The sequence below is a fragment of the Ensifer canadensis genome (assembly GCF_017488845.2).
GTDB lineage: Bacteria > Pseudomonadota > Alphaproteobacteria > Rhizobiales > Rhizobiaceae > Ensifer > Ensifer canadensis.
Genome location: NZ_CP083370.1, coordinates 329,783 through 353,620, shown reverse-complemented (window position 1 = coordinate 353,620; position 23,838 = coordinate 329,783). Strand labels below are relative to the sequence as shown.

Sequence of the window (23,838 nt, the reverse complement as noted above, 5' to 3'; positions counted from 1 at the left end):
CAATCGTCACGCTCTAGCCAATTGCCAATCTCTGGTTATGATGCGCTATCCGAAGCCAAAACCGGTGATTTATGCCCTCCAAGAGAAGTGCTGCCCAACAAACAACGAAAATCAGCAAAACCTCGAAAATACCCGCCGCCCTGCATTCCCTCCGAGGCGTCAAGACCTGGAAGGAAGCAACGGATTGGCTGAAGATCCGCGGGATCGAAGACATCGAATGCATCACGCCCGACCTTGCCGGCGTTCCCCGCGGCAAGATGATGCCCACCTCCAAGTTCACCTCCAACACCTCGCTTGCACTGCCTTCCGCCGTCTACCGCCACACGATCTCAGGCGAATATCCTGACGAGACCGGACAATTCCGCTACGATTCGCGCGACAGCGACATCAAGCTCGTCCCTGATCTTTCGACGCTTTCGGTCGTCCCCTGGGAAACCGACCCAACGGCGCAGGTGATCTGCGACATCGTCGGCTCCGAAGGCGAACAGATCAGCTACACGCCGCGCAACGTCTTGAAGCGCGTGGTCGACCTCTATCGCCAGAAGGGCTGGAAGCCGGTCGTTGCGCCCGAAATCGAGTTCTACCTCGTCGCCACCAATGACGATCCCGACTATCCGCTGCATCCGCCGAAGGGCCGCTCCGGCCGGTCGATCCTTGGCGGCCAGGGCTATTCGATCGCCGGCATCAACGAATTCGACGAGCTGATTGACGACATCTATCACTTCTCCGAGAAGCAGGGTCTGGAGATTGACACGCTGATCCACGAGGAGGGACCAGCGCAGCTCGAAATCAACCTTCGTCACGGCGATCCGATCGAGCTTGCCGACCAGGTGTTCCTGTTCAAGCGCACCATCCGCGAGGCGGCGCTGAAGCACGGCATCTACGCGACCTTCATGGCCAAGCCGATGCAGGGTCAGCCGGGTTCGGCCATGCACATCCACCAGTCGGTGATCGAGATCAACACCGGCCGCAATCTGTTCTCCAATCCGGACGGCTCTGCCTCCAAGGAGTTCTTCAACTTCATCGGCGGCATGCAACACTATGTGCCGCGCACGTTGGTGATGATGGCGCCCTACGTGAACTCCTTCCGCCGGCTGACGCCCGATATGTCGGCGCCGGTGAATACGGCTTGGGGCTACGACAACCGCACGACCGCGTTCCGCATTCCGGTTTCCGAACCGGTTGCCCGGCGGATCGAGAACCGGCTGCCGAGTTCGGATGCCAACCCCTATCTGGCGCTCGCCGCCTCGCTTGCCTGCGGCTATCTCGGCATCATCGAAGGCCGCGATCCGACGGCACCGACGGAAGACACGGCCAACGAAGGCGAAATCGATCTGCCGCGCGGGCTGCTCGAGGCCGTCGCCCTGCTCGAGTCGGCGCCGTCGCTTGCCGAGGTGCTGAGCCCCGAATTCATCGCCATCTATGCCGGCGTGAAACGTGGCGAGTTCGAAACCTTTATGCAGGTTATCAGCCCGTGGGAACGCGAGTTCCTGCTGCTGAACGTCTGACCTGAAAGGCAGTCCAATGCCCTGGCAAAGCCCGATCTCGCCCGGTTTCTCCTGGTATGAGGCAACCGTTCCCGATCGACCCGAATATCCGCAGATGCCGGGATCGAGGAAGGCGGATGTCGCCATTATCGGCGGCGGCTATACCGGGCTTCAGGCGGCCTACAACCTTGCTCGGCAAGGCGTCGATGTCACGCTCATCGACGCCTGCCGCTTCGGCGACGGCGCGTCGGGGCGCAACGGTGGCCAGTTCGGCACCGGCCAGCGCGCCTGGGCCGACGAGACCGAGGAAACGCTTGGCCAGGAACGGGCACAACTGCTGTTCGATATGGCAGAGAACGCCAAGCGGCACGTGCTCGACTTCGCCAGCCAACACGACATCGATATCGAGTTCATGCCGGGGCAGCTCTCCGTCGGCCACAAGAAGAGCCTGGAGAAGGATTATCGCGACCACGTCGAGGCGATGGCGACCCGCTTCGGCTATCCGCATCTCTCGTTCATGGAACGGGAGGAGACGGCGAGCCGGCTCGGATCGTCTCGCTATCACTTCGGCATCCGCGATGTCGGCACCGGACATATCCATCCGATGAAGCTGCTGCTCGGACTGGCGAAGCAGGCGGCCCTTGCCGGCGCCAATCTGTTCGAGCAGACCAAGGCGCAGAAGATCGAGCGCAAGGGAACGGCTGTTGTCATCACTACCGATCGCGGCACGATCACCACTGAGCGGGTGCTTGTCGCGTGCAATGCCTATATCGGCAATCTCGAGCCGGTCAGCGCCAGCCATGTGATGCCCATCCGCTCCTTCATCGGCGCGACCGAAGTTCTTTCCGCTCACCCCAACGTGCTTCCCGGCGGTGAATCGGTCGACGATTCGCGCTTTGTCGTGCGCTACTTCCGCAAATCGAAAGACGGGCGGCTGCTATTCGGCGGGCGCGAAGCCTACACCGCCGACAATCCGCGCGACATTTCCACCCATATCCGCCGGCAGATCAGCGAGATCTATCCGGAACTCGGCAATGTCGAGATCACCCACGCCTGGGGCGGTTCCGTTGGCATCACCTTGCCGCGGACGCCCTTCTGTCGCGAGGTGATGCCGGGCGTCACCTCGATCGGCGGCTATTCCGGCCACGGGGTCATGCTTTCCAACTATTGTGGCAAGCTCTACGCTGACCTTGTGCTGGGCAAACCGACGGAACTCGACCTGTTGAAAGCCTTGAAAATACCGGCTTTTCCGGGCGGAACACGCTTCCGATCGGCGCTTCTGTTCCTGGCGCTCAGCTGGTATGCGCTGCGCGACAGGCTCTAAGGCACGTTGTGTCAGGATGGTGTCACACTATGTGCATTAGATCTTTGTTTCCGTGCATGTCGTCGCCCCGAAACCGCGGCATATTTTCGGGCGACATGCATGAGAAAGCGTGTGCGACAGCATTTTATTGCGTCGCACCCTAGCGCGTTTAAATCGATTAGATTATATGTGTCCCTGACCTGAACAAGATCGAGATTATCCCATGAGCAGCCAGATCATTCCCGTCGAACCATTTGATTATGTCGTGTTCGGCGGCACCGGCGATCTCGCGGAGCGCAAGCTGCTGCCAGCGCTCTATCACCGCCAGATGGAAGGCCAGATTACCGAGCCGACCCGCATCATCGGCGCCTCGCGCGCCGCGTTGACGCATGAAGAATATCGCAAGTTCGCCGCCGATGCGCTGAAGGAACACCTGAGGCCGGCGGAATACAATGAAGAGGAAGTGGCGAAGTTTACCGCCCGCCTCTTTTACGTTTCCGTCGATGCCAAGTCCGACCAGGGCTGGGATACGCTGAAGAAGATCCTGGAAGAAGGCAAAGACCGTATCCGCGCCTTCTATCTCGCCGTCGGACCGGCGATCTTCGGCGATATTTCCGAGAAGATCCGCGATCACAAGCTGATCACCAAGACCACCCGCATCGTCGTCGAAAAGCCGATCGGCCGCGATCTGGCGTCGGCGACCGAGCTCAACGACACGATCGGCAAGGTCTTCCGCGAAGAGCAGATCTTCCGCATCGACCACTATCTCGGCAAGGAGACGGTGCAGAACCTGATGGCGCTGCGTTTCGCCAATGCGCTCTACGAGCCGCTGTGGAACTCCGCCCATATCGACCACGTGCAGATCACCGTTTCGGAAGCCGTAGGCCTCGAAAACCGGGCCGGCTACTACGACAAGGCCGGTGCGCTGCGCGACATGGTGCAGAACCACATCCTGCAGCTCGTCTGCTTTGTCGCAATGGAAGCCCCGACCTCAATGGACGCGGAAGCCGTGCGCGATGAAAAGCTTAAAGTTCTGCGCGCGCTGAAGCCGGTCAATGCATCCAATGTCGAGCAGGTGACGGTGCGCGGCCAGTACCGCGCGGGCGCCTCTGCCGGCGGCCCGGTCAAGGGCTACCTGGAAGAGCTCGAAGGTGGCGTTTCGAACACAGAGACCTTCGTAGCGATCAAGGCCGAAGTCAGCAACTGGCGCTGGGCCGGCGTGCCGTTCTACATCCGCACCGGCAAGCGGCTTGCTGGCCGCATGTCGGAAATCGTCATTACCTTCAAGCAGATCCCGCACTCGATCTTCGACAACAGTGCCGGTCGCATTTCCGCCAACCAGCTCGTCATCCGCCTGCAGCCGAACGAAGGCGTCAAACAGTCGCTGATGATCAAGGACCCCGGTCCAGGCGGCATGCGCCTTCGCAACGTTTCGCTCGACATGAGCTTCGCCGAGGCTTTCGACGTGCGCAATGCCGACGCCTACGAGCGGCTGCTGTTCGACGTCGTGCGCAACAACCAGACGCTGTTCGTACGCCGCGACGAGGTCGAGGCCGCATGGAAGTGGGTCGATCCGATCCTGAAAGCCTGGGAAGAGACCGGACAGCAGGTGCAGGGCTACACCGCCGGCACCTGGGGTCCGAGCCAGTCGATCGCACTCATCGAGCGTGACGGCCGCACCTGGCACGATGCGATATAGGTAAGGCAATGAGCACGACGCTTCACACATTCGACAATGGCGCCGCCCTGGCAGAGGGCTTGGCGGACGCCGTCAGCGCCGCACTTGCCACCGGCATTGCCACCCGTGGCACAGCAAGCATCGCCGTTTCCGGCGGCTCGACGCCCAAGGCATTCTTCCAGGCGCTCGCCAGGAAGGATATCGCCTGGGACAAGGTGACGGTCACGCTGGTGGACGAACGCTTCGTTCCACCGGAGAGCGATCGCTCCAACCACGCGTTGGTCACGGCCAATTTGCTGCAAGGCCCTGCGGCGAAAGCGCATTTCCTACCGCTTTACCACGCCGCCGCTTCGGCAGAAGATGCGGCCGGGCTCTCCAGCAAGGCGACGGCAAAGATCGGCACGCCCTTCGACGTCGTCGTGCTCGGCATGGGAACGGATGGCCATACCGCGTCGTTCTTCCCGGGCGGCACGCAACTTTCAAGGGCGATCGACGCGACGACGCCGCGCGGCGTGATCACCATGGAAGCCGAAGGTGCTGGCGAACCGCGCCTGACCTTTACCTTCTCCAGCCTTCACGATGCCAGGCTGCTGGTCCTGCACATCGAAGGCGAGGGCAAGAAGGTGGTGCTTGCCAAGGCGGAAGGTCCCGGCGACGAAGCCGAGATGCCGATCCGCACCATGCTGCGCCGTGCGGCCTCGCCGCTGCAAATATACTGGGCGCCATAACGGCCGGATCACCGGCCGGTTCAGGACGCTTTCAACCGGTGGCGCCCCACCGGAACGCGAAGGCGTTGAAAGAGCTCATACCGGGGCGTGGCCTGCACGTTCTCCCAAGCAGGCAACGCTCCGGATCGATGACTGGATGAAGATGAGGAGTCTCAAGACTCCGGAACAGGATTTGCCATGTCCGCCGATTCCCGCATTGCCGCAATCACCGCCCGCATCGTCGAGCGCTCGAAGCCGCACCGAGAGCCTTATCTCGATCGGGTGCGTCGTGCGGCGTCCAGCGGCCCACATCGCAGCGTTCTTGGCTGCGGCAACCTCGCGCACGGGTTTGCCGTCTGTTCCCCCGCCGAGAAGGTGGCGCTCGCCGGGGATCGCGTCGCCAACCTAGGCATCATTACCTCCTATAACGACATGCTTTCGGCGCATCAGCCGTTCGAAACCTATCCGGCGCTGATCCGCGAAGCCGCGCACGAGGCAGGCGGCGTCGCCCAGGTTGCCGGCGGCGTGCCCGCCATGTGCGACGGCGTCACCCAGGGCCAGCCGGGCATGGAACTGTCGCTGTTTTCGCGCGACCTGATCGCCATGGCCGCCGGTGTCGGCCTGTCGCACAACATGTTCGATTCCACCGTCTATCTCGGCGTCTGCGACAAGATCGTGCCGGGCCTTGTCATCGCGGCCCTGACCTTCGGTCACCTGCCGGCAGTCTTCGTGCCGGCCGGGCCGATGACGACGGGCCTGCCGAACGACGAGAAGGCGCGCGTGCGCCAGCTCTTCGCCGAAGGCAAGGTTGGCCGCGAAGAGTTGCTCGAAGCGGAATCCAAGTCCTATCACGGACCCGGCACCTGCACCTTCTATGGCACCGCCAATTCCAACCAGATGCTGATGGAGATCATGGGCTTCCACCTGCCCGGCGCCTCCTTCATCAATCCCGGCACGCCGCTGCGCGACGCGCTGACGAAGGAAGCGACGAAGCGGGCGCTGGCGATCACCGCCATGGGCAACGAGTTCACGCCATCAGGTGAAATGATCGACGAGCGCTCGATCGTCAACGGTGTCGTCGGGCTGCACGCCACCGGTGGCTCGACCAACCACACCATGCATCTCGTCGCCATGGCGCGCGCCGCCGGCATCCTGCTCACCTGGCAGGATATTTCCGAACTTTCGGACATCGTGCCGCTGCTTGCGCGCGTCTACCCGAACGGCCTTGCCGACGTGAACCACTTCCATGCCGCCGGCGGCATGGGCTTTCTGATCAGCCAGTTGCTTCGGGGCGGCCTGCTGCACGACGATGTGCGCACCGTCGTCGGCCAGGGCCTGGAGGCCTACAAGATCGACGTCCGCCTCGGTGCCGACGGCGGTGTCGAGCGCCGGCCGACGCCGGCCGAAAGCGCCGATCCGAAGGTACTCTCCACCATCGACCAGCCGTTCCAGCACTCGGGCGGCCTCAAGATGCTGACCGGCAATCTCGGCAAGGCGGTCATCAAGATTTCCGCCGTCAAGCCGGACCGCCACGTCATCGAGGCACCGGCAAAGATCTTTCATGACCAGGGCGAGTTGAACGCCGCCTTCAAGGCCGGCAAACTCGAAGGCGACTTCGTCGCCGTCGTGCGCTTCCAGGGCCCGAAGGCGAACGGCATGCCGGAACTGCACAAGCTGACGACCGTGCTCGGCATCCTGCAGGACCGCGGCCAGCGCGTGGCGATCCTCACCGACGGCCGCATGTCGGGCGCCTCGGGCAAGGTGCCTGCCGCCATCCACGTTACGCCGGAAGCCAAGGATGGCGGGCCGATCGCCCGCATTCAGGAAGGCGACATCGTGCGCATCGATGCCGTCACCGGCACGATCGAAGTGCTTGTCGAGGATATCGCGCTCAAGACGCGCATTCCCGCCCATGCCGATCTCTCGGACAACGAGTTCGGCATGGGGCGCGAGCTGTTCGCACCGTTCCGCGCCATTGCCGGCTCGGCCGACCACGGAGCAAGCGTGCTGTTCAACTGAGCCGAACCTCGGCGTCACCGCGGAGGATTTGTCTTCCATCGAGCTATCGCTGCCGGCCCTCGCCGCCGGTAGCGGGCCGCGCTTGCGAAGACGAGCGCTACTTCAGCGGCCCCGGATACATGTCGTTTCGACCGTCGTAACGCTCGACCTCCAGCGTGAAGATGTCGATATCCTCGATGCAGCGCGCATTGAGCGAGACGCGATTGTTCGGGTAGCCGCTGCGCATGATCGCCACACTGCAGGTCGGGCAGAAGTGATGACCTTCAGTCACGCCGCGCCAGACATAGGTGGAAAGGCGACGCTTCTCGGTGATCAACCGGATCTTGCTGCCGTCAATCTTCCAGTGGAGGAAGCCGGTGCGCCGGCATGTCGAGCAGTTGCACTCGACCAGCCCCGAGAGCTCCTCATCGACTTCGATGCAGATATCGCCGCAGTGGCAGGAAAGGCGGTAGGGTCGTTTCATCGATCGGTTGCCTCGCTTCTGGCGTGCAGGCGACAACAATCCAACGCCCACACTCCATGTCAAGCATAGTTTGGAGGCCTCGAAATACGGTGTCCCTGGCCGCAAAGGCGCATCGCCCGCCAGTCCGTCTCGGCCGGACGGGGCACCCGCACGAACGCTTGCCGGTTCAGCGGTAGATGTCGAGTGTGCGGTTCCGGTGGTTCGGATGGGTGCTGTAGACGAAGATGCGATTGAGGTCGCGATCGGTCAGGAGCCGCAGGAAGCGCGCTTCGACGATGTTGTTGGCGTGCACGCGCTTGAGCAGGCAGCCGACCATCTGGATGCGGGCGCTTGGAATGTCGAGGTAGAAATTCTGCGGCAGCTGGTACTTGGTCAGGATACCCAGAACCGCGCCGCTTTTCGACAGCTTGATGATTTCGCAGCGGCGGGAGCTCAGCTGCGTCATGCCCTTTTCGGTATATTCGATCCGCGCCTCGTTCCTCGTGTCCTCCATCGGGAACGTGGTTTCGCGATCGTACATGAAAGATTCTTCCTTGTTCAGGAAGTGTTGCTGCATCACCGGTGCCGCGGTCGTCATTCTACAGGCCCCTTAGTATCCCCTGCCCGTCAGGCTAGAGGAAGAAATTTAACAGAGGGTAGATTGAGGGCCTTCGCAAAGAAAAACCCGTCCGAAAATCGGACGGGTTGAAGACAAACGATGGTGGTCTTTGTCAGACGCGGTAGCTCTTGCCGCCGGCGTCGAACAGATGCAGCTTGTTCTTATCGGCCGTGAACCGGACTTTTTCGCCGCGATGAACGGGCAGGATGCCCGGGATCTTGGCGATGATCGGCTCCTTCTCCACCAGTCCCTCGATATAGAGCAGCGTCACCTCGCCGAGCGCCTCGACGATGGCGACCGTTCCTTCGAACAGGAAGTCCTCGCCGCTGGCCGTCTGGAGATCTTCAGGACGCACGCCGAAGCTCGCCGTCTTGCCGTTTTCCGACGCGTTCGTGGCGATATCGAGTGTCACCGACTTGCCGCCAGAAAGCTTCACCGTCGTCTGCGGGCCGGTGGCGGTGATCGTCGCGGGGATGACGTTCATCGCTGGCGAACCGATGAAGCGGGCGACGAACAGGTTCGCCGGGCGCTCGTAAAGCTCGAGCGGCGGGCCGACCTGCTCGATATGGCCGGCCGACAGCACGACGATACGATCGGCAAGCGTCATCGCCTCGACCTGGTCGTGGGTAACGTAGATCATCGTCGTGTCCGCCATCTGCTCGTTGAGCTTGGCGATCTCGATGCGGGTGGCAACGCGAAGCGCCGCGTCGAGGTTCGACAAAGGCTCGTCGAACAGGAAGACCTTGGGATCGCGGCAGATCGCCCGGCCGATCGCCACGCGCTGGCGCTGGCCGCCCGAAAGCGCCTTCGGCAGACGATCGAGGTACTTGGTGAGCTGCAGGATATCGGCTGCCGCGCGCACGCGCCGGTCGATCTCCTCCTTCGTCTCCTTGGCGATCCGCATGCCGAAGGCCATGTTGTCGTAGACGGTCATATGCGGATAGAGCGCATAGGACTGGAACACCATGGCGATCCCGCGCTTGGACGGCGGCACGTCGTTGACGCGCTCGCCATCGATGAACATGTCGCCGCCGGTAATCTCCTCCAGACCCGCGATCATGCGCAGCAATGTCGACTTGCCGCAGCCGGACGGACCGACAAACACGACGAACTCGCCCTGCTTGATGTCGAGATTGATGCCGTGAATGACATCGACCGCACCGTAGGACTTGCGGATATCTTTAAGCGTCAGACCTGTCATCGCACCCTCCCCTTCGTCTCTTTTGTCTGTCGTTGTCTCAAACCAGCCGCGCGAAGAATGCGCTCCAGGCTGGAAGATTGACCTTGTCGTTCTTGATCTCGGCCGTAAAACCATGGCCGTCAAGCGCTTCCACTGGCTCCTTCGGCAAATCAACCGTAGCGGCCGTACCGCTCATGTTGAATGCGCAGAAGAGCTTCTCGTTGCCGTGGCTGCGCACGAAGGCAAGCACGGGCGCATCGGTGCTGCGGAACTCGATCTCGCCTTTGGCAAAGGCCGGATGCGCCTTTCTGAACTGCAGGAAGCGTCGATAGTGCTCCATGACCGAAGCGGTGTCATCCTTCTGCGCGGAGACCGCCCGGTTCAGGTGTTCGGCCGGCACCGGCAGCCAGGGTTTGGCATCGCCGAAGCCGCCATTGGCAGCAGTGCTATCCCAGACCATCGGCGTGCGGCAGCCGTCGCGCCCCTTGAAGTCGGGCCAGAACTGAATGCCGTAGGGATCCTTCAGATCCTCGAAGGCAAGCTCGGCTTCGGTGAGAGCCAATTCCTCGCCCTGATAGATGCAGACCGAGCCGCGCAGCGACATCAGCAGGCTTGCCAGCAGCTTGGCGTGCGCGTCGCGATCGGCAACGCCATCGCCCCAGCGACTGACATGGCGAACGACGTCGTGGTTGGAAAAGGCCCAGCAGGCCCAGCCCTCCGGCGCCGCCTTGTGAAAGTCGCGCAGAACCTCGGCGACACGCGCCGGTGTCAGAGCGTCGGGCGCCAGGAACTCGAAGGCGTAGCACATGTGCATCTTGTCGCCGCCGGAGGTGTACTCGCCGGCGATCTCGAGACCACGCTGGCTGTCGCCGACTTCGCCGACCGCCGCGATTGCCGGAAACTCGTCCATGACAGCACGGAACCGCTTCAGGAACGCAAGGTTCTCCGGCTGGTTCTTGTCGTAGAGATGTTCCTGATAATTATACGGGTTGACCGCCGGTGCAGTGGAGGCGTTGCGCCGCTCCGGCGCCAGCGCCGGATTGTCGCGCAGCTGTTTGTCGTGGAAATAGAAGTTGATGGTGTCGAGGCGGAAGCCATCGACGCCGCGCTCCAGCCAGAAGCGCTCGACGCCCAAAAGCGCCTCCTGCACATCAGGATTGTGCAGGTTGAGGTCCGGCTGCGAGGTCAGGAAGTTGTGCAAGTAATATTGCAGCCGCGTCGGATCCCAGGCCCAGGCCGAGCCGCCGAAGATCGACAGCCAGTTGTTCGGCGGCGTTCCATCGGGTTTCGAGTCTGCCCAGACGTACCAGTCCGCCTTGGCGTTCGCCCGGCTGGCGCGGCTCTCGACGAACCAGGGATGCTGGTCCGAGGTATGGGACAGAACGAGGTCGATCATCACCCGGATACCGAGCCGATGCGCCTCGGCGATCAGCGCATCGAAATCGGCGAGATTGCCGAAGATCCCGTCGACGTCGGTATAGTTCGAAACGTCGTAGCCGAAATCCTTCATCGGCGAGGTGAAGAAGGGCGATATCCAGATAGCATCGGCGCCGAGCGAGGCGACATGCGGCAGGCGGGCGGTGATGCCCTTCAAATCGCCGATGCCGTCGCCGTTGGAGTCCTGGTAGGAGCGCGGATAGATCTGATAGATCACCGCGCCTCGCCACCAATCCTTGTCGGCCTGCAAAATGGATTCGCTCATTTCAGTCATGCTCATTCCGTTCAGAAGTCCCTGTGAGGTCAACCACCCTTGACCGATCCCGCCAGCAGGCCGCGCACGAGGTAGCGCTGCAGGCTGAAGAACACGATCAGGGGGACGACGATGGTGATGAAGGCGGAGGCGGTCAGGATTTCCCAATTGCCGCCGCGAGAACCCAAGAGATTGACCAGCCGGCCGGTGAGGACCAGTTCATCCTGGCCGGCGCCGAGGAAGACGATGGCGACGAGCAGGTCGTTCCAGGTCCACAGGAACTGGAAGATCGCGAAGGACGCCAGCGCCGGGAACGACAGCGGCAGGATGATCTTGACGAAGATGTCGAAGTCGCTGGCGCCGTCGACGCGTGCGGATTCCATGATCTCGCGCGGCAGGCCGGCCATGTAATTGCGCAGGAGATAGATCGCCAGCGGCAGGCCGAAACCGGTATGGGCGAGCCAGATGCCGACATAGGTCTTGGCCGGCACGCCGAAGAAGGCGCCGACGCCGTTATAGAGTTTCAGAAGCGGGATCAGCGACATCTGCAGTGGCACGACGAGCAGGCCGACGACGACCGCAATCAGGATCGCGCGCCCCGGAAACGGCATCCAGGCGAGCGCATAGGCGGCGAAGGCCGCAATCAGGATCGGGATGATCGTCGAAGGAATGGCGACCGTCAGCGAGTTGATGAAGGAAGCGCCGATGCCTTCGGCGCTCAGCACTTCGACGTAATTGTCGAAGGTGAAGCGCGGCGGAACGGCGGCGGTGAAGAAGATGCGCTGGCCGCGCGAGCCTTCCATCTTCGTGTCCGAGACGATCTCGAAGCTACCATCGGCCTGGACGGTCAGCTTCTCGCCGTCGTTGAGCTCAGCAGTTTCGCCAGGCTTGAAGGCGGTCGGCTTTTGGCTCGAAAAGCCGAAGGCGGAAACCTCACCGGCAGAGGTGCCTTCAAGCACGTCGCCCGAGATCACGAACTTGCCGTCGCGTTCGACCTGGGTATCGGCACCCGGCGCGCGGGCGACGATATTCTGGGTCGAAGTCGACAGTGCCGTCCACCAGCCGGAAACCGCGAGCTGATCCTTGTCGCGCAGCGACGAGATCAACAGGCCGGCGGTCGGCAGCGTCCAGAGGGCGACCAGGAGAAGAACAGATAGATGTACGGCCCAGGTGAGAGGGGAGCGTGTCGCCGGGTTCATCTCAGTGCCCCTTCATTTCTTTGGCCGCATTGCGGATGTTCCAGATCATGATCGGGATGACGAGGACCATGATGACGACGGCGATCGCCGCACCGCGCCCAAAGTCGCCGCCGCCGCGGAACATCCAGTCGAACATGAGATTGGCGAGCACCTGGCTCTGCCATTGCCCGTTGGTCATCGCCAGAACGATATCGAACACCTTGAGGACCAGAATAGTGATCGTCGTCCAGACGACGGCGATCGTGCCCCAGATCTGCGGCACCATGATCTTGAAGAAGATCTGCCAGCCGTTGGCGCCGTCGATCACGGCGGCCTCGACCGTCTCTTCCGGGATACCGCGCAGGGCGGCCGAGAGGATCACCATGGCGAAGCCGGTCTGGATCCAGACCAGGATGGCCATGAGGAAGAAGTTGTTCCAGAAAGGCAGCGTGATCCAGGCCTGAGGATCGCCACCGAAGGCAACGACGATCGCGTTCAGGAGGCCGATCTGCTCCGTGCCCTCGGCGCGATAATCATAGATAAACTTCCAGATGACGGCGGCGCCGACGAAGGAGATCGCCATCGGCATGAAGATCAGCGTCTTGGCGATGTTGCCCCACCAGATGCGGTCGGTCAAAGCGGCGATGACCAGCCCGAAGAAGGTCGCGAGCGCCGGCACCACCAGCAGCCAGAGGAAGTTGTTGAAGATCGACTGGCGAAACTCTCCGTCGTTCAGCATCCAGACGTAGTTACTGGCACCGACGAAGTTTTGTCCGGCGCGGTCATGCAGGCTGAACCAGACCGACATGATCACGGGGTAGATGAGGTAGATCGTCAACGCGAACAGCGCCGGGGCGAGAAACAGCCATGGCCGGATGGCATTGGTGATGCGCAGGTTGCGCGACGCCTCGACACCAGATCTCCCCTTCGATGGGAAAATCAGATCGAGAATGAAGCTGGTTCCCCAGAAGTAGGCGGCGCAGCCGAGAACCCCGGCCACCATCGTTCCTACGGCAAAGACGAGCTGTTGCATGACATGTCCCTCCCCCTGAAATGCACTTTGCGTGCAGGGCATGGCGATTGTCGCCGTTCTCGTTGGGGCCCTGCCGCGCCAAGCGTTCAACGGACCCAAGGACAGGACGGGCGGCGCAATCGCCGCCCGTCGTCCATTTTTACTTGATGGCGTCCCAGGCCTTCTGAACGCTGTCGGCAACGTCGGAAGCGGACTTGCCGCCGACGAAATCGACCATGCCGGTCCAGAAGGCGCCCGCGCCGATCTTGCCGGGCATCAGGTCGGAGCCGTCGAAGCGGAAGGTCGTCGCATTCAGCAGGATCTCGCCCTGCTTCTTCAGCGGCGGGTTGCCGTAGGCATCGACGTTGACGCTCTTGTAGGGCGTCAGGAAGCTCGTCTGCGCCATCCAGACTTCATGCGCGATCGGTGTCTTCAGGAACTCGATGAAGGCGCGTGCCGCCGGCGTGTCCTTGGTGATCATCGCCAGCGTGCCGGCACCGAGAACCGGATTGCCGAGATCCTTCTTGCTGTCATAAGGCGGCATGTAGAAGAAGTCGGCATCCTCGCCGATCACCGTGCCCTCAGGGAAGAACGACGGAATGAACGAAGCCTGGTGATGCAGGTAGCACTTCGGCGGCGACGCGAAGAGCCCCTTCGGGCTGTCGCGGAAGTCGGAGGACGCGACCGCTGCCGCGCCGCCGTCGACGAACTTGTCGTTCTTGGCAAACCAGCCGAATTCGTCGATCGCGCCGACGACTGCCGGATCGTTGAACGGGATCTCGTTCTTGACCCACTTGTCGTAGACATCGGCCGGCTGCGTGCGCAGCATCATGTCTTCCACCCAGTCGGTGGCCGGCCAACCGGTCGCGCCGCCCGAGCCGAGGCCAATGCACCAGGGCTTCTGGCCATCAGCGGCGATCTTCTCGGTAAGCGCCTTCAGCTCTTCCATGGTCTTCGGCACTTCGTAGCCGGCGTCCTCGAAGTTCTCAGGCGAATACCAGACCAGCGACTTCACGTCGATCTTGTATGGGAAGGCATAGAGGGCGGCGTTACCGTCCTTGCCCTTGTAGGTCGAGAGATCGACCCAGGACTGGCCGGCCGCATAATTGTCGAGCAGCCACTTCTGAGTATCATCGCCGAGCGGCGTCAGGTAGCCCTTGGACGCCAAGTCGCCAATCAGGCCCGGCTGCGGCAGGATGGAAATATCGGACGGGCTGCCGGCCTGGGTGTCGATGACGATCTGCTGTTCGTAGTTTTCAGAGGACGAATATTTGAGCTCGACGCCGGTCGCCTCGACGAAATAGGCATAGACGCTCTTGAAGAGCGCTTCGTCCTCGCCGCGCCAGGGTCCGAAGATCGTCAGCGTCTGCCCCTTGAGGTCGTGACCCTTCTTGAATTCCTCGAAGCTCGCCCAGTTGAATTTGGAATCTTCGCCAGGCTTGAACTTCAGATCCGCAGCGCCGGCAGCGCCCGCAAACAGCGCCAGCGCAGCCACGCTCAACAGAAATGATCTCTTCACGGTGTTCTCCTCCCAAGATGAACCCGGATCCCGCCGGGCAGATCATCAACGCGCAAAATTCAAAGCGCTTTGAGTTTGCTAACAAACCATTCCGACACTCCAGGAGTCAAGAGCTTTCGATTCACCGGCCTTCTGCCGACAGTATTTTGCTTTGCGGCAACTTTTTGCAGCGCGAAGTCGGCTAATTCCGCTTTGTATGATGAAAAACGAGTGTTACAGAATTCGAGGGCGCTGGATCAAACCATAAAAATCATACGGATATTCAAAGCGCTTTGGGAGGGAAATTGACCATGGCGGTCAATCTCAAGCAGCTCGCGGAACTGCTCGGCCTGTCGCAGACGACAGTCAGCCGGGCGCTGAACGGCTACCCGGAAGTCAATGCGGAAACCCGCCAACGCGTGCTGCAGGCCGTGCGCGAAACGGGCTATCGGCCGAACCGGGCCGCCCAGCGCCTCGCTACCGGCAAGGCCTATTCGATCGGCATGGTCATGCCGATAGCGGCCGGCATCGATTCCGACGTGCATTTCGGCGAATTCCTCGCGGGCCTCGGCGAGGAAGCGGTCAAGCACGACTTCCATTTCGTGCTCAATCCGAGCGCGCCGGAAGACGAGGAGGCGACCTTCCAGCGCCTGGCCGCCAGCGGCAACGTCGACGCACTGTTCCTCGCCTATATGCGCGCCAACGACCCGCGCATCGCGATGCTCAAATCGCTGTCGATGCCCTTTGTCGTCCATGGGCGCTCGATCGGCGAGGCACGGGACTATCCTTTCCTCGACATCGACAACACCGGCGCCTTCTATGACGCGACACGGCTGCTGATCCAGCTCGGGCATCAGCGGATTGCGCTGATCAACGGACCCGACTACCTGACCTTTTCCATCCGCCGCCATAAGGGCATGGCCCGGGCGCTGGCCGAGCATGGGCTCAACCTCGACGAAACCCTCGTCCACCACTCGCTTATGACCGACGAACACGGATATCGCAGCATGCAGCGCTTCCTGCAGCAGCCCGACGCGCCGACCGCGGTGCTCTGTTCAAGCACCGTGCTGGCGCTTGGCGCCGTCAGGGCGATCAACCAGGCGGGACTGGCGATGGGCCGCGACATCTCGCTGATCGCGCATGACGATGTGCTGCCGATGCTGAAGCCGGAGAATTTCAGCGTGCCGCTGACGACGACGCGGTCGTCGCTCCGGGCAGCCGGCGGGCGCATCGCGACCCGACTGATTGCAGGCATCCTCAAGAGCGGCGATTATCCCGACCAGGAACTCTGGCGCGCCGAATTGATCGTCCGCGCCTCGACTGGCCCCGCTCCGCAGAAATGAAAACGCGCCGCAGAGGCGGCGCGTCAGATATCGACGGATACCAATTTGCGCTGATCAGAAGCGCGGCGGCTTGCGACCCGCCTTGCGATAGGCAGCGATGACGGTGTTTGCCATCAGCATGGCGATGGTCATCGGACCGACGCCGCCCGGTACCGGCGTGATGACGCCCGCGACCTTTTCCACTTCGGAAAATGCAACGTCACCGACGAGCTTGGATTTGCCTTCGCCCTTTTCCGGCGCGGACACGCGATTGATGCCGACATCGATGACGGTGGCGCCGGGCTTGACCCAATCCGCCTTGACCATTTCCGCACGACCGACAGCCGCCACGAGAATATCGGCATTGCGGCAGACTGCCGGCAGATCCCTGGTGCGCGAATGGGCCGTCGTTACGGTCGCATTGGCGGCAAGAAGCAGGGCCGCCATCGGTTTGCCGAAAAGGTTCGAGCGGCCGATAACCACCGCATTCAGGCCCGAAAGGTCTTCGCCATGGGTCTGGCGCACGAATACCATCGCGCCGGCGGGCGTGCAGGAAACCAGACCGCCTTCGAGATCGCCGGTCGCAAGCTTGCCGGCGTTGACGACGTGCAGGCCGTCCACGTCCTTTTCCGGCAGGATCGACTGGATGATCGGTTCGGAGTTCAGATGCTTCGGTAGCGGCAGCTGGACCAGAATGCCGTGGATGGCGGCGTCCGCATTGAGCTTGGCAACCAACGCCGCCAGATCTTCCTGGGTCGTTTCTTCAGGCAAGGTGTGCTGGACCGACTGAAAACCGCATTCCTTGGCCATCTTGCTCTTCGAAGAGACATAGGCATGGCTTGCCGGATCATTGCCGACGATCACGACCGCGAGACCGGGGCGCACGCCCGCATCAGTTTCGAGCGCCTGTGTCGCGGATTTCACGGCCTCGATAACCGAAGCGGCAACCTGCTTGCCATCAATCACAGTCGTCACGGCATTCCTCCTGGCTTCCTGTTCGCGGGACACTCTAATTCGCCTCGGGAAAGGCGATTGCCTCAAAGCGCCCTATGCTGTCCCAAACGCATAAATGCAAGGGGTCGGCATGGCCAGATGCACGTTTGCAGCGCAGGCCGCGACATTTCCTCTCATCACTGAAAGGCTGCCTGCTCGTTCTTCGCAGATGCTGAGGTTCAGCGACGCGCGACCTTCTGGCGGGAGTAGCTCTCGACGCGCGACCTGAGCGCGCGAAGATCGTCCTGCACCTTAGCGATGCCGAGATCGTCCTCGGGCTCGATAGCCAGGGGCGACGGCCTTGTCGGGGAAGCCTGGCTTGCCAGCTCGCGCGAAGCGAGATAGGCGGCAGCCAGCGACTGCGCATGGTGGGCTGCTGGCGAGAATGGCGGCGGCAGATCCGGTTCGCGCGCCTTCATTTCTTGCTCATTGCGCGCGCCAGGCCCCGGTTCCGGGTCGGTGCCCGGCTCTGGCGGATCCGGGTCGACAGTCTCCGGCGGCGCACCCCTCGGGCCGACAAACAACCCGTTCAGGCTGCGATAGATGCCGAGCAGGATACCGAGACCGAAACCGGCGAAAAAGCCCGCAAGCGTTGCGCCGATGACGATGATCTTGCGCGACGGCCCCTTGGGCTGCAACGCAGGCTCCGCCCGCGAAACGACGCGGATGTTCTTGGCCGTCAGCTTTTCTTCCTCGCGCGTTTCGCTGGCGCGCTTCAGGAAGGACTCGTAGATTTCGCGGGTCGCGGCAGCATTTCGCTCCAGTTCGCGCAGCTCGACCATCTCGCCGGACGAATTGATCTGGCGGGCCTTCTGCGCTGCGAACTGCCGGACCAGATCCCGCTCCGCACTCTCGGCACGATCGAGTTCGGTCTGGGCGGTGGCCGCAATGCGCCGCAGCTCATTGGCGATCTCGGCGCGGGAGGATTCAAGCGACTGTACGGCGGCAATGCGCTGCGGGTGACGGGGACCGAGGCTTGCATCGAGCGAGCTCAACTGCGCCCTGGTCGCCGCATATTGCTTGCGCAGCTCGGCGAGCGCCATCGAGCTGACTTCCTCCGGAAAGGCGCCGGTCAGCACGTCATCGAGCCGGACCTTGCCGGACACGTCGGCCTTCGCCTTTGCTTCGGCGATCCGGTTGCGCGCAGCAGCGACCTGATCGCTGAGGCTGAGCAGTTGTTTGTCGGCGATCAGCTCGCCGCCGGCGCCGACGATATCGTTGCGCGCCTTGTATTCCTCGATCGCCTTTTCAGCGGTATCGAGTTCGGCCTTGAGTTCGGAGATACGCTGATCGAGCGCCGCGGTGGTCTTCTGGAAGAAGCCGGACTGTGCCGCCGTCTCCTCGCCCAGAAAGGTTTCGACCAGGCGGTTGACGATCAGCGCCGATCTCTCCGGGCTTCGGCTCTGCGCTTCGACGATGACGATGAAGGTCTTGGGATCGCGCCAGACGCGGATGGCGTCGCTCAGTTTCTGCAGGGTGCGCGGCGAGACTTCGCCTTCCGCCGCGCCAGTTCCTGAAAACTCGGCATCGTTCTGCAGATCGAGATCACGTGCGACCTTCTCCATCACGGTGCGCGAGCGCAGAACCTCGAGCTGGCTGTCGACAAGCGCAAGAATGGCTTCCGTCGCCAGCGACTGCTTGGAGAGATCGGAATCCGTCAGCCGCACCTCGCGCGGGTCGATATAGAGCCTGCTCTCCGAGAGATAGATGCTGGGTGTCGACAGGGCGATCGCGACGCCGGCGACGGCGCCGAGTATCGTCGTGGCGGCAATGACGAAACGAACCTGCCAGACGGAGCGAAGCACGGCCTTGATGTCGACGAGCGGTCTGTCACCGGGTGGCAGCAATGCATCTCCACCCGAACCGTCGGAGGCGTCGTCCGCATCCCGACCGGCCAGCCACCGGGCAATCTTGCCGTCCGCACCGCCAAGGCCACGCTGCGGCCGAGTAGCCGGACCGCTCAGTGCCGACGGTATCTTGGGTTGGGGTGTCGCGCGAGCTGCATGCCGCGACGCGGCATAGCCCGGCTGTGTAGCCGCTTGATCGGCCTCGACAAAGCGGTCGAGCAACGACGAGCCGGCGGATCCTCGGCCTTTGGCGTCGGGCTTTTGCGCGCGCGCCGAGACCCGCGGGCCCCCTGCTGCGATATCGAGCAACGATGCACGCGGAACCGGGCGTTTTTCGTCGTCGACGTTGAACATGACTTATCCCGCGGCTGCCGAGATGGCGAATTCCGAATAGTGAATTCAACCTAAGGAAACAGGGAAAACAAATGGTTAATTTTGGAGAAAGAACCAACCCCAGAAACGGGCGATCTCACGCCTTATTAAGCTTTCCCGCCTATGACGGGAGAGACTCCTGGAAGTTCGATCGTGCACCACCGCATCAAAGCGCTTTATCTTCGCCACAGGGCGCTTGTTCACGCCTATCTCTCGATGACGGGGGGTTCGGCGGGGCGGCTCGTGTTGTCGCTTGCGTATTTTATCGCTGTTGCCAACACGCTTTCCATCGCCGATTTCGGTCTCTTTGCCACGGCGTCCGCCGCCGGCATCATGATCTCGCGCGCACTTGCCTTCGGCTTCATGTCGCCGCTCTACCGCGTGGCGACGGTGAAACCGCTGCTGGTGGGTACCTATAGCGCCGGGTTTCTCGTCGGCGCGCTGCTTTCCCTGCCGGTGATCGCACTGATCTGCGTCGGCACCTTCATCGCGCTTTTTTCACGCGACATGTCGGCCGGCACCTTTGCGGCCTTCATGGCGGCCGAGATCATCTGTTGGCGCGGGCTCGAAACGGCGGTCATCGTTCTCAACGGCCTCGGCCGCTTCGGCCGCGGCGCTCTGCTCGTGGTCATCGCCACGGCAATCCGCACGGCGGCGGCGCTGCTGTTTGCGCTGCTTCAGGTCAACACGCTTGGCGCCTGGTCGCAGTTCTATCTCGCCGCCAACGCCATCAGCCTCGTCATCGCTCTCGTACTGTTTTACCCAAGGGTGCGTCTTCGCTGGCAGCCCCGGCTCTACTTCCGCCGCTGGGGCGATTCGGTCTCGGTCGCAGGCGCCGAAATCCTCTTCTACATTCAGTCGGAGTTTGACAAGATCGCCGTGCTGGCGATCGGCGGCCCGGCCGTATCCGGCATCTATGCGATCCTGATGCGGCTTGCCGATCTGACCGCCCTGCCGGTGCGCTCGTTCAACACGCTGCTCGTCCAGCGGATCATGCGCACACCCGATGCGATCGCCCGCTGGCCCGTTCGCCTATCGATCGAGTTTGCCGTGGCTGCCGCCTCGTTTGTCGCCATCGCTGCAATGGCCGTTTATCTTTACGTTTTCCCGAACGGTCTGGGCCATAACGTTTCGGCTGCAGCACCGATCGTGGCGATGATCCTGCTGGTACCATCGTTCCGCAATCTGATCGAGTATCATTCGGAACTGCTCTATGCGACCGGCCGCACCGTGCGGCGCATGGCCAACCTGCTGGTCGCGGGCGTGGTGAAAGTGGGGTTGCTTGCGATGCTGCTGACGACGACCACGGATGTTGCCGAGTGGGCGCCATCGCTCAACCTGATCTTCCTGGTTTTGTATTTGCTATCCTTCGGCCTGACCTATACCGCGCTGAGCAAGCCGGCCAACCGGGTCATCTGACGCGAGTTCGACCACGGCCTTGCGGATATCGTCGAGATCGTGGCCGACGAACGACTGGACGCCGATGCCGATCTGGTGCGGGGCCATATCCCTTAGGAAATCCCTGAGGCCGGCAATGCCCTGCCGATAACTGTCGTCGAACCAGAGCACGTGGCAAAGTGCATCGGATGAGGGCTTGTGCCCCTGCCCGCCCATAACCTCGTCGACGAAGCGGCCATAGATCGTGCATTCGGAAAAGGCGCGTGTTTTTGTCACCGCTCGAACCCAGTTGCGGCCATGCAGCGCTTCGACATGGTCGACGAGCTTGCGGCATGTGTCGTTGCGCCAGGCGATCAACGTATTGATGTAATCGTTGGCCGGCAGCGCATAGGGGCCGATACCGAGAAGCCGATCGGAATGCGCAAGCCATGCCAGATGATTGGAGCGCATATTTGCGTCAATCGCCGCATCCTTGCGGTAAAGCGTCAGTCGGCCGTCCCGCCAGAGTGTGGCGGGGTCGAAGTCGCGAAGGAAGACGACATCGGAATCGACCGCGAACATCGCCGCCTCATCGATATGGCGGGCAAGCGCCAGACGTCGAAGCTGCTGAACGTGCCAGCCGCGCAGTGGTAGGCCAAAGGGGCTCAGCCAGATCTTGCGGCGCCCGCCCGAGAGCGGGTCGGTGACGGGACGCAGCCACCAGGGCAGAAGATCGCGCTCGTCGATGACCTGCCGCCGCGATCCTTCGAGCTGCCGGAAAAGCGTGACGTCGAAATCGGCGACGAGCAGATAGTGCACCCAATCGCCCTGCAGCCGCCGATCCATGCTTTCGCACATCAGGCGGCAGCGCTCGAAATCATTGGCGTAGGACGCAGTGACAACAGCGGTTCGCCTGGAGGGCTCGGTCAGCATTTTCGCGCTCCGAGGCTGGAGTTGCCGACGCTTTTTCGAGCGCGGCCCGTCAGCTTGTGCAGGAATACACGCAGCAGGAACAGCGGGTTGCCGAGGACATAGCGGCGCCACATGCGCTTCGGCTCAAGAGCCAGCCGGTAGAACCATTCGAGCCGCAGCTTGCGCAGAAGCTTCGGCGCACGCGGGAACTCCTGAGCGACGAAATCGAACAATGCGCCGACGGTGATCACCAGCCGTGCATCCTGCGGGCCGACATAGGTATCGACCCATTTCTCCTGCATCGGGCTGCCCATTGCCACGAGAAGAATATCGGCTCTCAGAGCCCGCACGTCGGCGAGCAGTTCGCGCGACCGGCTGCGATCGAAGAAACCGTCCGAAACAGGCAGGAATTCGTGCCAAGGCGCGTGTTTGCGAAAGTTCTCGGCCGCGCGCGCCAATACGTCCGGCCGCGCGCCGATCATCGCGATCCGCATCGGCCGATCGAGGTAGGTCAGCAAGGCCGGAACGAAATCGGTGCCGTTGAGATTGGCCGGGAACATGCCTCCATGGAACAAATAGGAAGCGATATCGACGCCGTGGCCATCGGGAAATACGATCTGGCGGCGCAGCACATCCCGATATTCGGTGTCCTTCAACATCAGGTTGGCGTTGTTCGCATTGAGAAAGGCAAGACTCACCTGTCCACTGCTGCGAGAAACCGCGTCGTTGGCAAAGGCGAAAGCGCTCGCCCAGCCGAGATCGGCGACCGGCATGCCCAGGATCATGCGCTGCGATACCGCAACGTTCGAGGCGGCGACAGATATGGTCACGACCGGCCTCCGTCGTGGACCTTCAATCGTGGTCGAACCTGGGCGCTTGCGTCATTTGCGGCAAGGCCGGGCAACACATCCAGCATGACCTGCATCATCCTGGCCTTTTGAGTCCGGTGGAACGCTGCGCCGTCCAGGCGCTGCGAAAGGCCGGCGCGCGCGTGGGCGACCTTTTCCACCAGCAGGCGGGCAAACTCCCGGGGATCGTCGGTCGGCGTGCAATTTTCCGGGATCGTCTCGATGCCACGCAACGAAGCCTGCGTGGCAACCGACGGCATGCCGAGCTCGAACGTCTCGATACTTTTCAGCTGTACCCCCGTGCCGCCACGGCTGATCAGCGGCACGACGGCACTGGCCGCAACGAAGGCGCGGGCGTCCGGCACGCGACCAACGAAACGAATGCCCGGATGCGAAACGACAGGCGCTCCATCCAGTTGCCCGGCGATCGCGATCGACATGTCCTGGGGAAGATGGGGCACGACCTGATCCAGGAACCAGTCCAGGCCGAGCCGGTTCGGCCGCCAGCTCCAGGTGCCGATCAAGCCGAGGTCGTGCTGGCGCTGCACATCAGGCACAATCGGCGCGTCCCAGCCGGTAACCAGCGGCAGCACGAATGCCCGGTCGTAAACAGCACGACCGAAACCGAGACGATCCGCCTCGGCGAAGGTCCACAATCCGACGGCATTCTGCGCCAGTTGCTGTTCGTAGCGTTCGAGATACAACGCCTCGCGCCGAAAGAGGAAGCGCTCCAAAAGGCCCTTGGCACGCTCGGCATTTTCCAGGGCGGAATCGGCCTCGACATTGTGAGCGACATAGATCGACGGATAGGACCTGAAAACTTGAGCGAACGCCGCGGGCAGTTGCACGGAATTGAGGACCAGACCGTCGAAGGGTGCAAGCCCGTCGAGGATCGACTGGATCCGGCCCGCCGATACGCCAAGCATCTTGGCTGACGACACCGAGGTGCGATTGAGAAAAGCGGTCGCAAGCCAGCTCAGCTTTTGCAGGCGGCCAGCCTTGGCATTGGTCACTTCCAGTTCGCCAAGCAGGTGCATCTCGCAGTCGGGCGCCGGGCGCCGCCCGGGCTGCAGAAATCCGATGACACTGACCCGATGGCCAAGCGCGAGCAGACCGTCAAGCACCGCACGATTGGCGATATCGAAACCGGAGGCGGGATTGTCTACGGGAACGAGTGAGGAAACCAGGACCAGATGCATTTTGCCACACGTCATGGATGGAGCATTGCGCCTTTCTTTAGCAGCGCGGGGTGAAGGACCGCTTAAAGCATTCATTCAAAAGTCGTTTTGCCGGTTCAGCATCTGTTTAGGAAGATTTGCTTTAGTGCTTGCCAGCAATCCGCTTGCACAGGTTT

Annotated in this window: 19 protein-coding genes; 7 read left to right on the top strand and 12 right to left on the bottom strand. The window is 62.1% G+C overall.

Annotated elements, in window-relative coordinates:
* The first annotated feature begins 71 nt into the window (after positions 1-71).
* The 5 genes from J3R84_RS01720 to edd all read left to right on the top strand — a co-directional run bounded on the left by J3R84_RS01720 (position 72) and on the right by edd (position 7,194).
* Complete coding sequence (locus J3R84_RS01720; RefSeq protein ID WP_025425971.1) at positions 72-1,508, top strand: glutamine synthetase family protein; 1,437 nt, start codon at positions 72-74, stop codon at positions 1,506-1,508.
* Between the two features lie 16 nt (positions 1,509-1,524).
* Positions 1,525-2,811 carry an NAD(P)/FAD-dependent oxidoreductase gene (locus J3R84_RS01715; protein WP_025425970.1) on the top strand — a complete coding sequence of 429 codons (1,287 nt, stop codon included), beginning with the start codon at positions 1,525-1,527 and terminating at the stop codon, positions 2,809-2,811.
* Positions 2,812-3,013: 202 nt separating this feature from the next.
* Complete coding sequence (gene zwf / locus J3R84_RS01710) at positions 3,014-4,489, top strand: glucose-6-phosphate dehydrogenase (RefSeq protein WP_025425969.1); 1,476 nt, start codon at positions 3,014-3,016, stop codon at positions 4,487-4,489.
* Between the two features lie 8 nt (positions 4,490-4,497).
* On the top strand, positions 4,498-5,196 hold the full coding sequence (pgl, locus tag J3R84_RS01705) for a 6-phosphogluconolactonase (RefSeq protein ID WP_025425968.1): 699 nt from the start codon (positions 4,498-4,500) through the stop codon (positions 5,194-5,196).
* Between the two features lie 177 nt (positions 5,197-5,373).
* Positions 5,374-7,194, top strand: a complete 1,821-nt coding sequence (gene edd, locus J3R84_RS01700) for a phosphogluconate dehydratase (protein WP_025425967.1) — start codon at positions 5,374-5,376, stop codon at positions 7,192-7,194.
* Between the two features lie 97 nt (positions 7,195-7,291).
* Here edd and J3R84_RS01695 read toward each other — a convergent pair whose 3' ends face one another.
* The 7 genes from J3R84_RS01695 to J3R84_RS01665 all read right to left on the bottom strand — a co-directional run bounded on the left by J3R84_RS01695 (position 7,292) and on the right by J3R84_RS01665 (position 14,834).
* Positions 7,292-7,657: a GFA family protein gene (locus tag J3R84_RS01695; RefSeq protein ID WP_025425966.1), complete on the bottom strand. Its 366-nt coding sequence runs from the start codon at positions 7,655-7,657 to the stop codon at positions 7,292-7,294.
* 166 nt (positions 7,658-7,823) lie between these two features.
* Positions 7,824-8,234: a hypothetical protein gene (locus tag J3R84_RS01690; protein WP_025425965.1), complete on the bottom strand. Its 411-nt coding sequence runs from the start codon at positions 8,232-8,234 to the stop codon at positions 7,824-7,826.
* 133 nt (positions 8,235-8,367) lie between these two features.
* On the bottom strand, positions 8,368-9,456 hold the full coding sequence (locus tag J3R84_RS01685) for an ABC transporter ATP-binding protein (RefSeq protein WP_025425964.1): 1,089 nt from the start codon (positions 9,454-9,456) through the stop codon (positions 8,368-8,370).
* Positions 9,457-9,493: 37 nt separating this feature from the next.
* Positions 9,494-11,146, bottom strand: coding sequence for a beta-galactosidase BglA (gene bglA, locus J3R84_RS01680; protein WP_025425963.1), 1,653 nt, complete (start codon positions 11,144-11,146; stop codon positions 9,494-9,496).
* A gap of 29 nt (positions 11,147-11,175) precedes the next feature.
* Entirely contained in the window at positions 11,176-12,324 is a 1,149-nt protein-coding gene (locus tag J3R84_RS01675; RefSeq protein ID WP_025425962.1) for a carbohydrate ABC transporter permease, read from the bottom strand.
* Between the two features lies 1 nt (position 12,325).
* Positions 12,326-13,336 (bottom strand): carbohydrate ABC transporter permease, encoded by a 1,011-nt coding sequence (locus J3R84_RS01670; protein WP_025425961.1) that lies wholly within the window; start codon positions 13,334-13,336, stop codon positions 12,326-12,328.
* A gap of 139 nt (positions 13,337-13,475) precedes the next feature.
* Entirely contained in the window at positions 13,476-14,834 is a 1,359-nt protein-coding gene (locus J3R84_RS01665; RefSeq protein ID WP_025425960.1) for an ABC transporter substrate-binding protein, read from the bottom strand.
* 290 nt (positions 14,835-15,124) lie between these two features.
* Here J3R84_RS01665 and J3R84_RS01660 point away from each other — a divergent pair, with 290 nt between their 5' ends.
* A complete protein-coding gene (locus J3R84_RS01660; protein WP_025425959.1) occupies positions 15,125-16,156 on the top strand; it encodes a substrate-binding domain-containing protein in 1,032 nt (343 codons plus the stop codon).
* A 54-nt stretch (positions 16,157-16,210) separates the two neighbouring features.
* Here the strand turns inward: J3R84_RS01660 and folD are convergent, their stop codons facing one another.
* Both folD and J3R84_RS01650 read right to left on the bottom strand, forming a co-directional pair.
* Positions 16,211-17,110, bottom strand: coding sequence for a bifunctional methylenetetrahydrofolate dehydrogenase/methenyltetrahydrofolate cyclohydrolase FolD (gene folD / locus J3R84_RS01655; RefSeq protein WP_025425958.1), 900 nt, complete (start codon positions 17,108-17,110; stop codon positions 16,211-16,213).
* 197 nt (positions 17,111-17,307) lie between these two features.
* Positions 17,308-19,329, bottom strand: a complete 2,022-nt coding sequence (locus J3R84_RS01650) for a GumC family protein (protein WP_025425957.1) — start codon at positions 19,327-19,329, stop codon at positions 17,308-17,310.
* Between the two features lie 234 nt (positions 19,330-19,563).
* Between J3R84_RS01650 and J3R84_RS01645 the strand changes: the two genes are divergently transcribed.
* Positions 19,564-20,766 carry a lipopolysaccharide biosynthesis protein gene (locus J3R84_RS01645; protein ID WP_225906256.1) on the top strand — a complete coding sequence of 401 codons (1,203 nt, stop codon included), beginning with the start codon at positions 19,564-19,566 and terminating at the stop codon, positions 20,764-20,766.
* Here the strand turns inward: J3R84_RS01645 and J3R84_RS01640 are convergent.
* From J3R84_RS01640 to J3R84_RS01630, 3 genes are read right to left on the bottom strand one after another with little or no spacing between them, the layout of a single operon-like run.
* Entirely contained in the window at positions 20,710-21,657 is a 948-nt protein-coding gene (locus J3R84_RS01640) for a DUF6492 family protein (RefSeq protein ID WP_025425955.1), read from the bottom strand. The two genes, J3R84_RS01645 and J3R84_RS01640, sit on opposite strands and share 57 nt — an antisense overlap.
* Positions 21,651-22,466 (bottom strand): WecB/TagA/CpsF family glycosyltransferase, encoded by an 816-nt coding sequence (locus tag J3R84_RS01635; RefSeq protein ID WP_239637564.1) that lies wholly within the window; start codon positions 22,464-22,466, stop codon positions 21,651-21,653. Before J3R84_RS01635 ends, J3R84_RS01640 begins: the two co-directional genes overlap by 7 nt.
* Positions 22,463-23,683 carry a glycosyltransferase family 4 protein gene (locus J3R84_RS01630; protein WP_025425953.1) on the bottom strand — a complete coding sequence of 407 codons (1,221 nt, stop codon included), beginning with the start codon at positions 23,681-23,683 and terminating at the stop codon, positions 22,463-22,465. The genes J3R84_RS01635 and J3R84_RS01630 overlap by 4 nt, the downstream gene beginning before the upstream one ends.
* Positions 23,684-23,838 lie beyond the last annotated feature (155 nt).

What these genes read in the sequence shown, in the direction of transcription:
- J3R84_RS01720 (WP_025425971.1), top strand. Translation starts at nt 72, where the DNA reads ATGCCCTCCAAGAGAAGTGCTGCCCAACAAACAACGAAAATCAGCAAA.
- J3R84_RS01715 (WP_025425970.1), top strand. Translation starts at nt 1,525, where the DNA reads ATGCCCTGGCAAAGCCCGATCTCGCCCGGTTTCTCCTGGTATGAGGCA.
- zwf (WP_025425969.1), top strand. Translation starts at nt 3,014, where the DNA reads ATGAGCAGCCAGATCATTCCCGTCGAACCATTTGATTATGTCGTGTTC.
- pgl (WP_025425968.1), top strand. Translation starts at nt 4,498, where the DNA reads ATGAGCACGACGCTTCACACATTCGACAATGGCGCCGCCCTGGCAGAG.
- edd (WP_025425967.1), top strand. Translation starts at nt 5,374, where the DNA reads ATGTCCGCCGATTCCCGCATTGCCGCAATCACCGCCCGCATCGTCGAG.
- J3R84_RS01695 (WP_025425966.1), bottom strand. Translation starts at nt 7,657, where the DNA reads ATGAAACGACCCTACCGCCTTTCCTGCCACTGCGGCGATATCTGCATC.
- J3R84_RS01690 (WP_025425965.1), bottom strand. Translation starts at nt 8,234, where the DNA reads ATGACGACCGCGGCACCGGTGATGCAGCAACACTTCCTGAACAAGGAA.
- J3R84_RS01685 (WP_025425964.1), bottom strand. Translation starts at nt 9,456, where the DNA reads ATGACAGGTCTGACGCTTAAAGATATCCGCAAGTCCTACGGTGCGGTC.
- bglA (WP_025425963.1), bottom strand. Translation starts at nt 11,146, where the DNA reads ATGACTGAAATGAGCGAATCCATTTTGCAGGCCGACAAGGATTGGTGG.
- J3R84_RS01675 (WP_025425962.1), bottom strand. Translation starts at nt 12,324, where the DNA reads ATGAACCCGGCGACACGCTCCCCTCTCACCTGGGCCGTACATCTATCT.
- J3R84_RS01670 (WP_025425961.1), bottom strand. Translation starts at nt 13,336, where the DNA reads ATGCAACAGCTCGTCTTTGCCGTAGGAACGATGGTGGCCGGGGTTCTC.
- J3R84_RS01660 (WP_025425959.1), top strand. Translation starts at nt 15,125, where the DNA reads ATGGCGGTCAATCTCAAGCAGCTCGCGGAACTGCTCGGCCTGTCGCAG.
- J3R84_RS01650 (WP_025425957.1), bottom strand. Translation starts at nt 19,329, where the DNA reads ATGTTCAACGTCGACGACGAAAAACGCCCGGTTCCGCGTGCATCGTTG.
- J3R84_RS01645 (WP_225906256.1), top strand. Translation starts at nt 19,564, where the DNA reads ATGACGGGGGGTTCGGCGGGGCGGCTCGTGTTGTCGCTTGCGTATTTT.
- J3R84_RS01640 (WP_025425955.1), bottom strand. Translation starts at nt 21,657, where the DNA reads ATGCTGACCGAGCCCTCCAGGCGAACCGCTGTTGTCACTGCGTCCTAC.
- J3R84_RS01630 (WP_025425953.1), bottom strand. Translation starts at nt 23,683, where the DNA reads ATGCATCTGGTCCTGGTTTCCTCACTCGTTCCCGTAGACAATCCCGCC.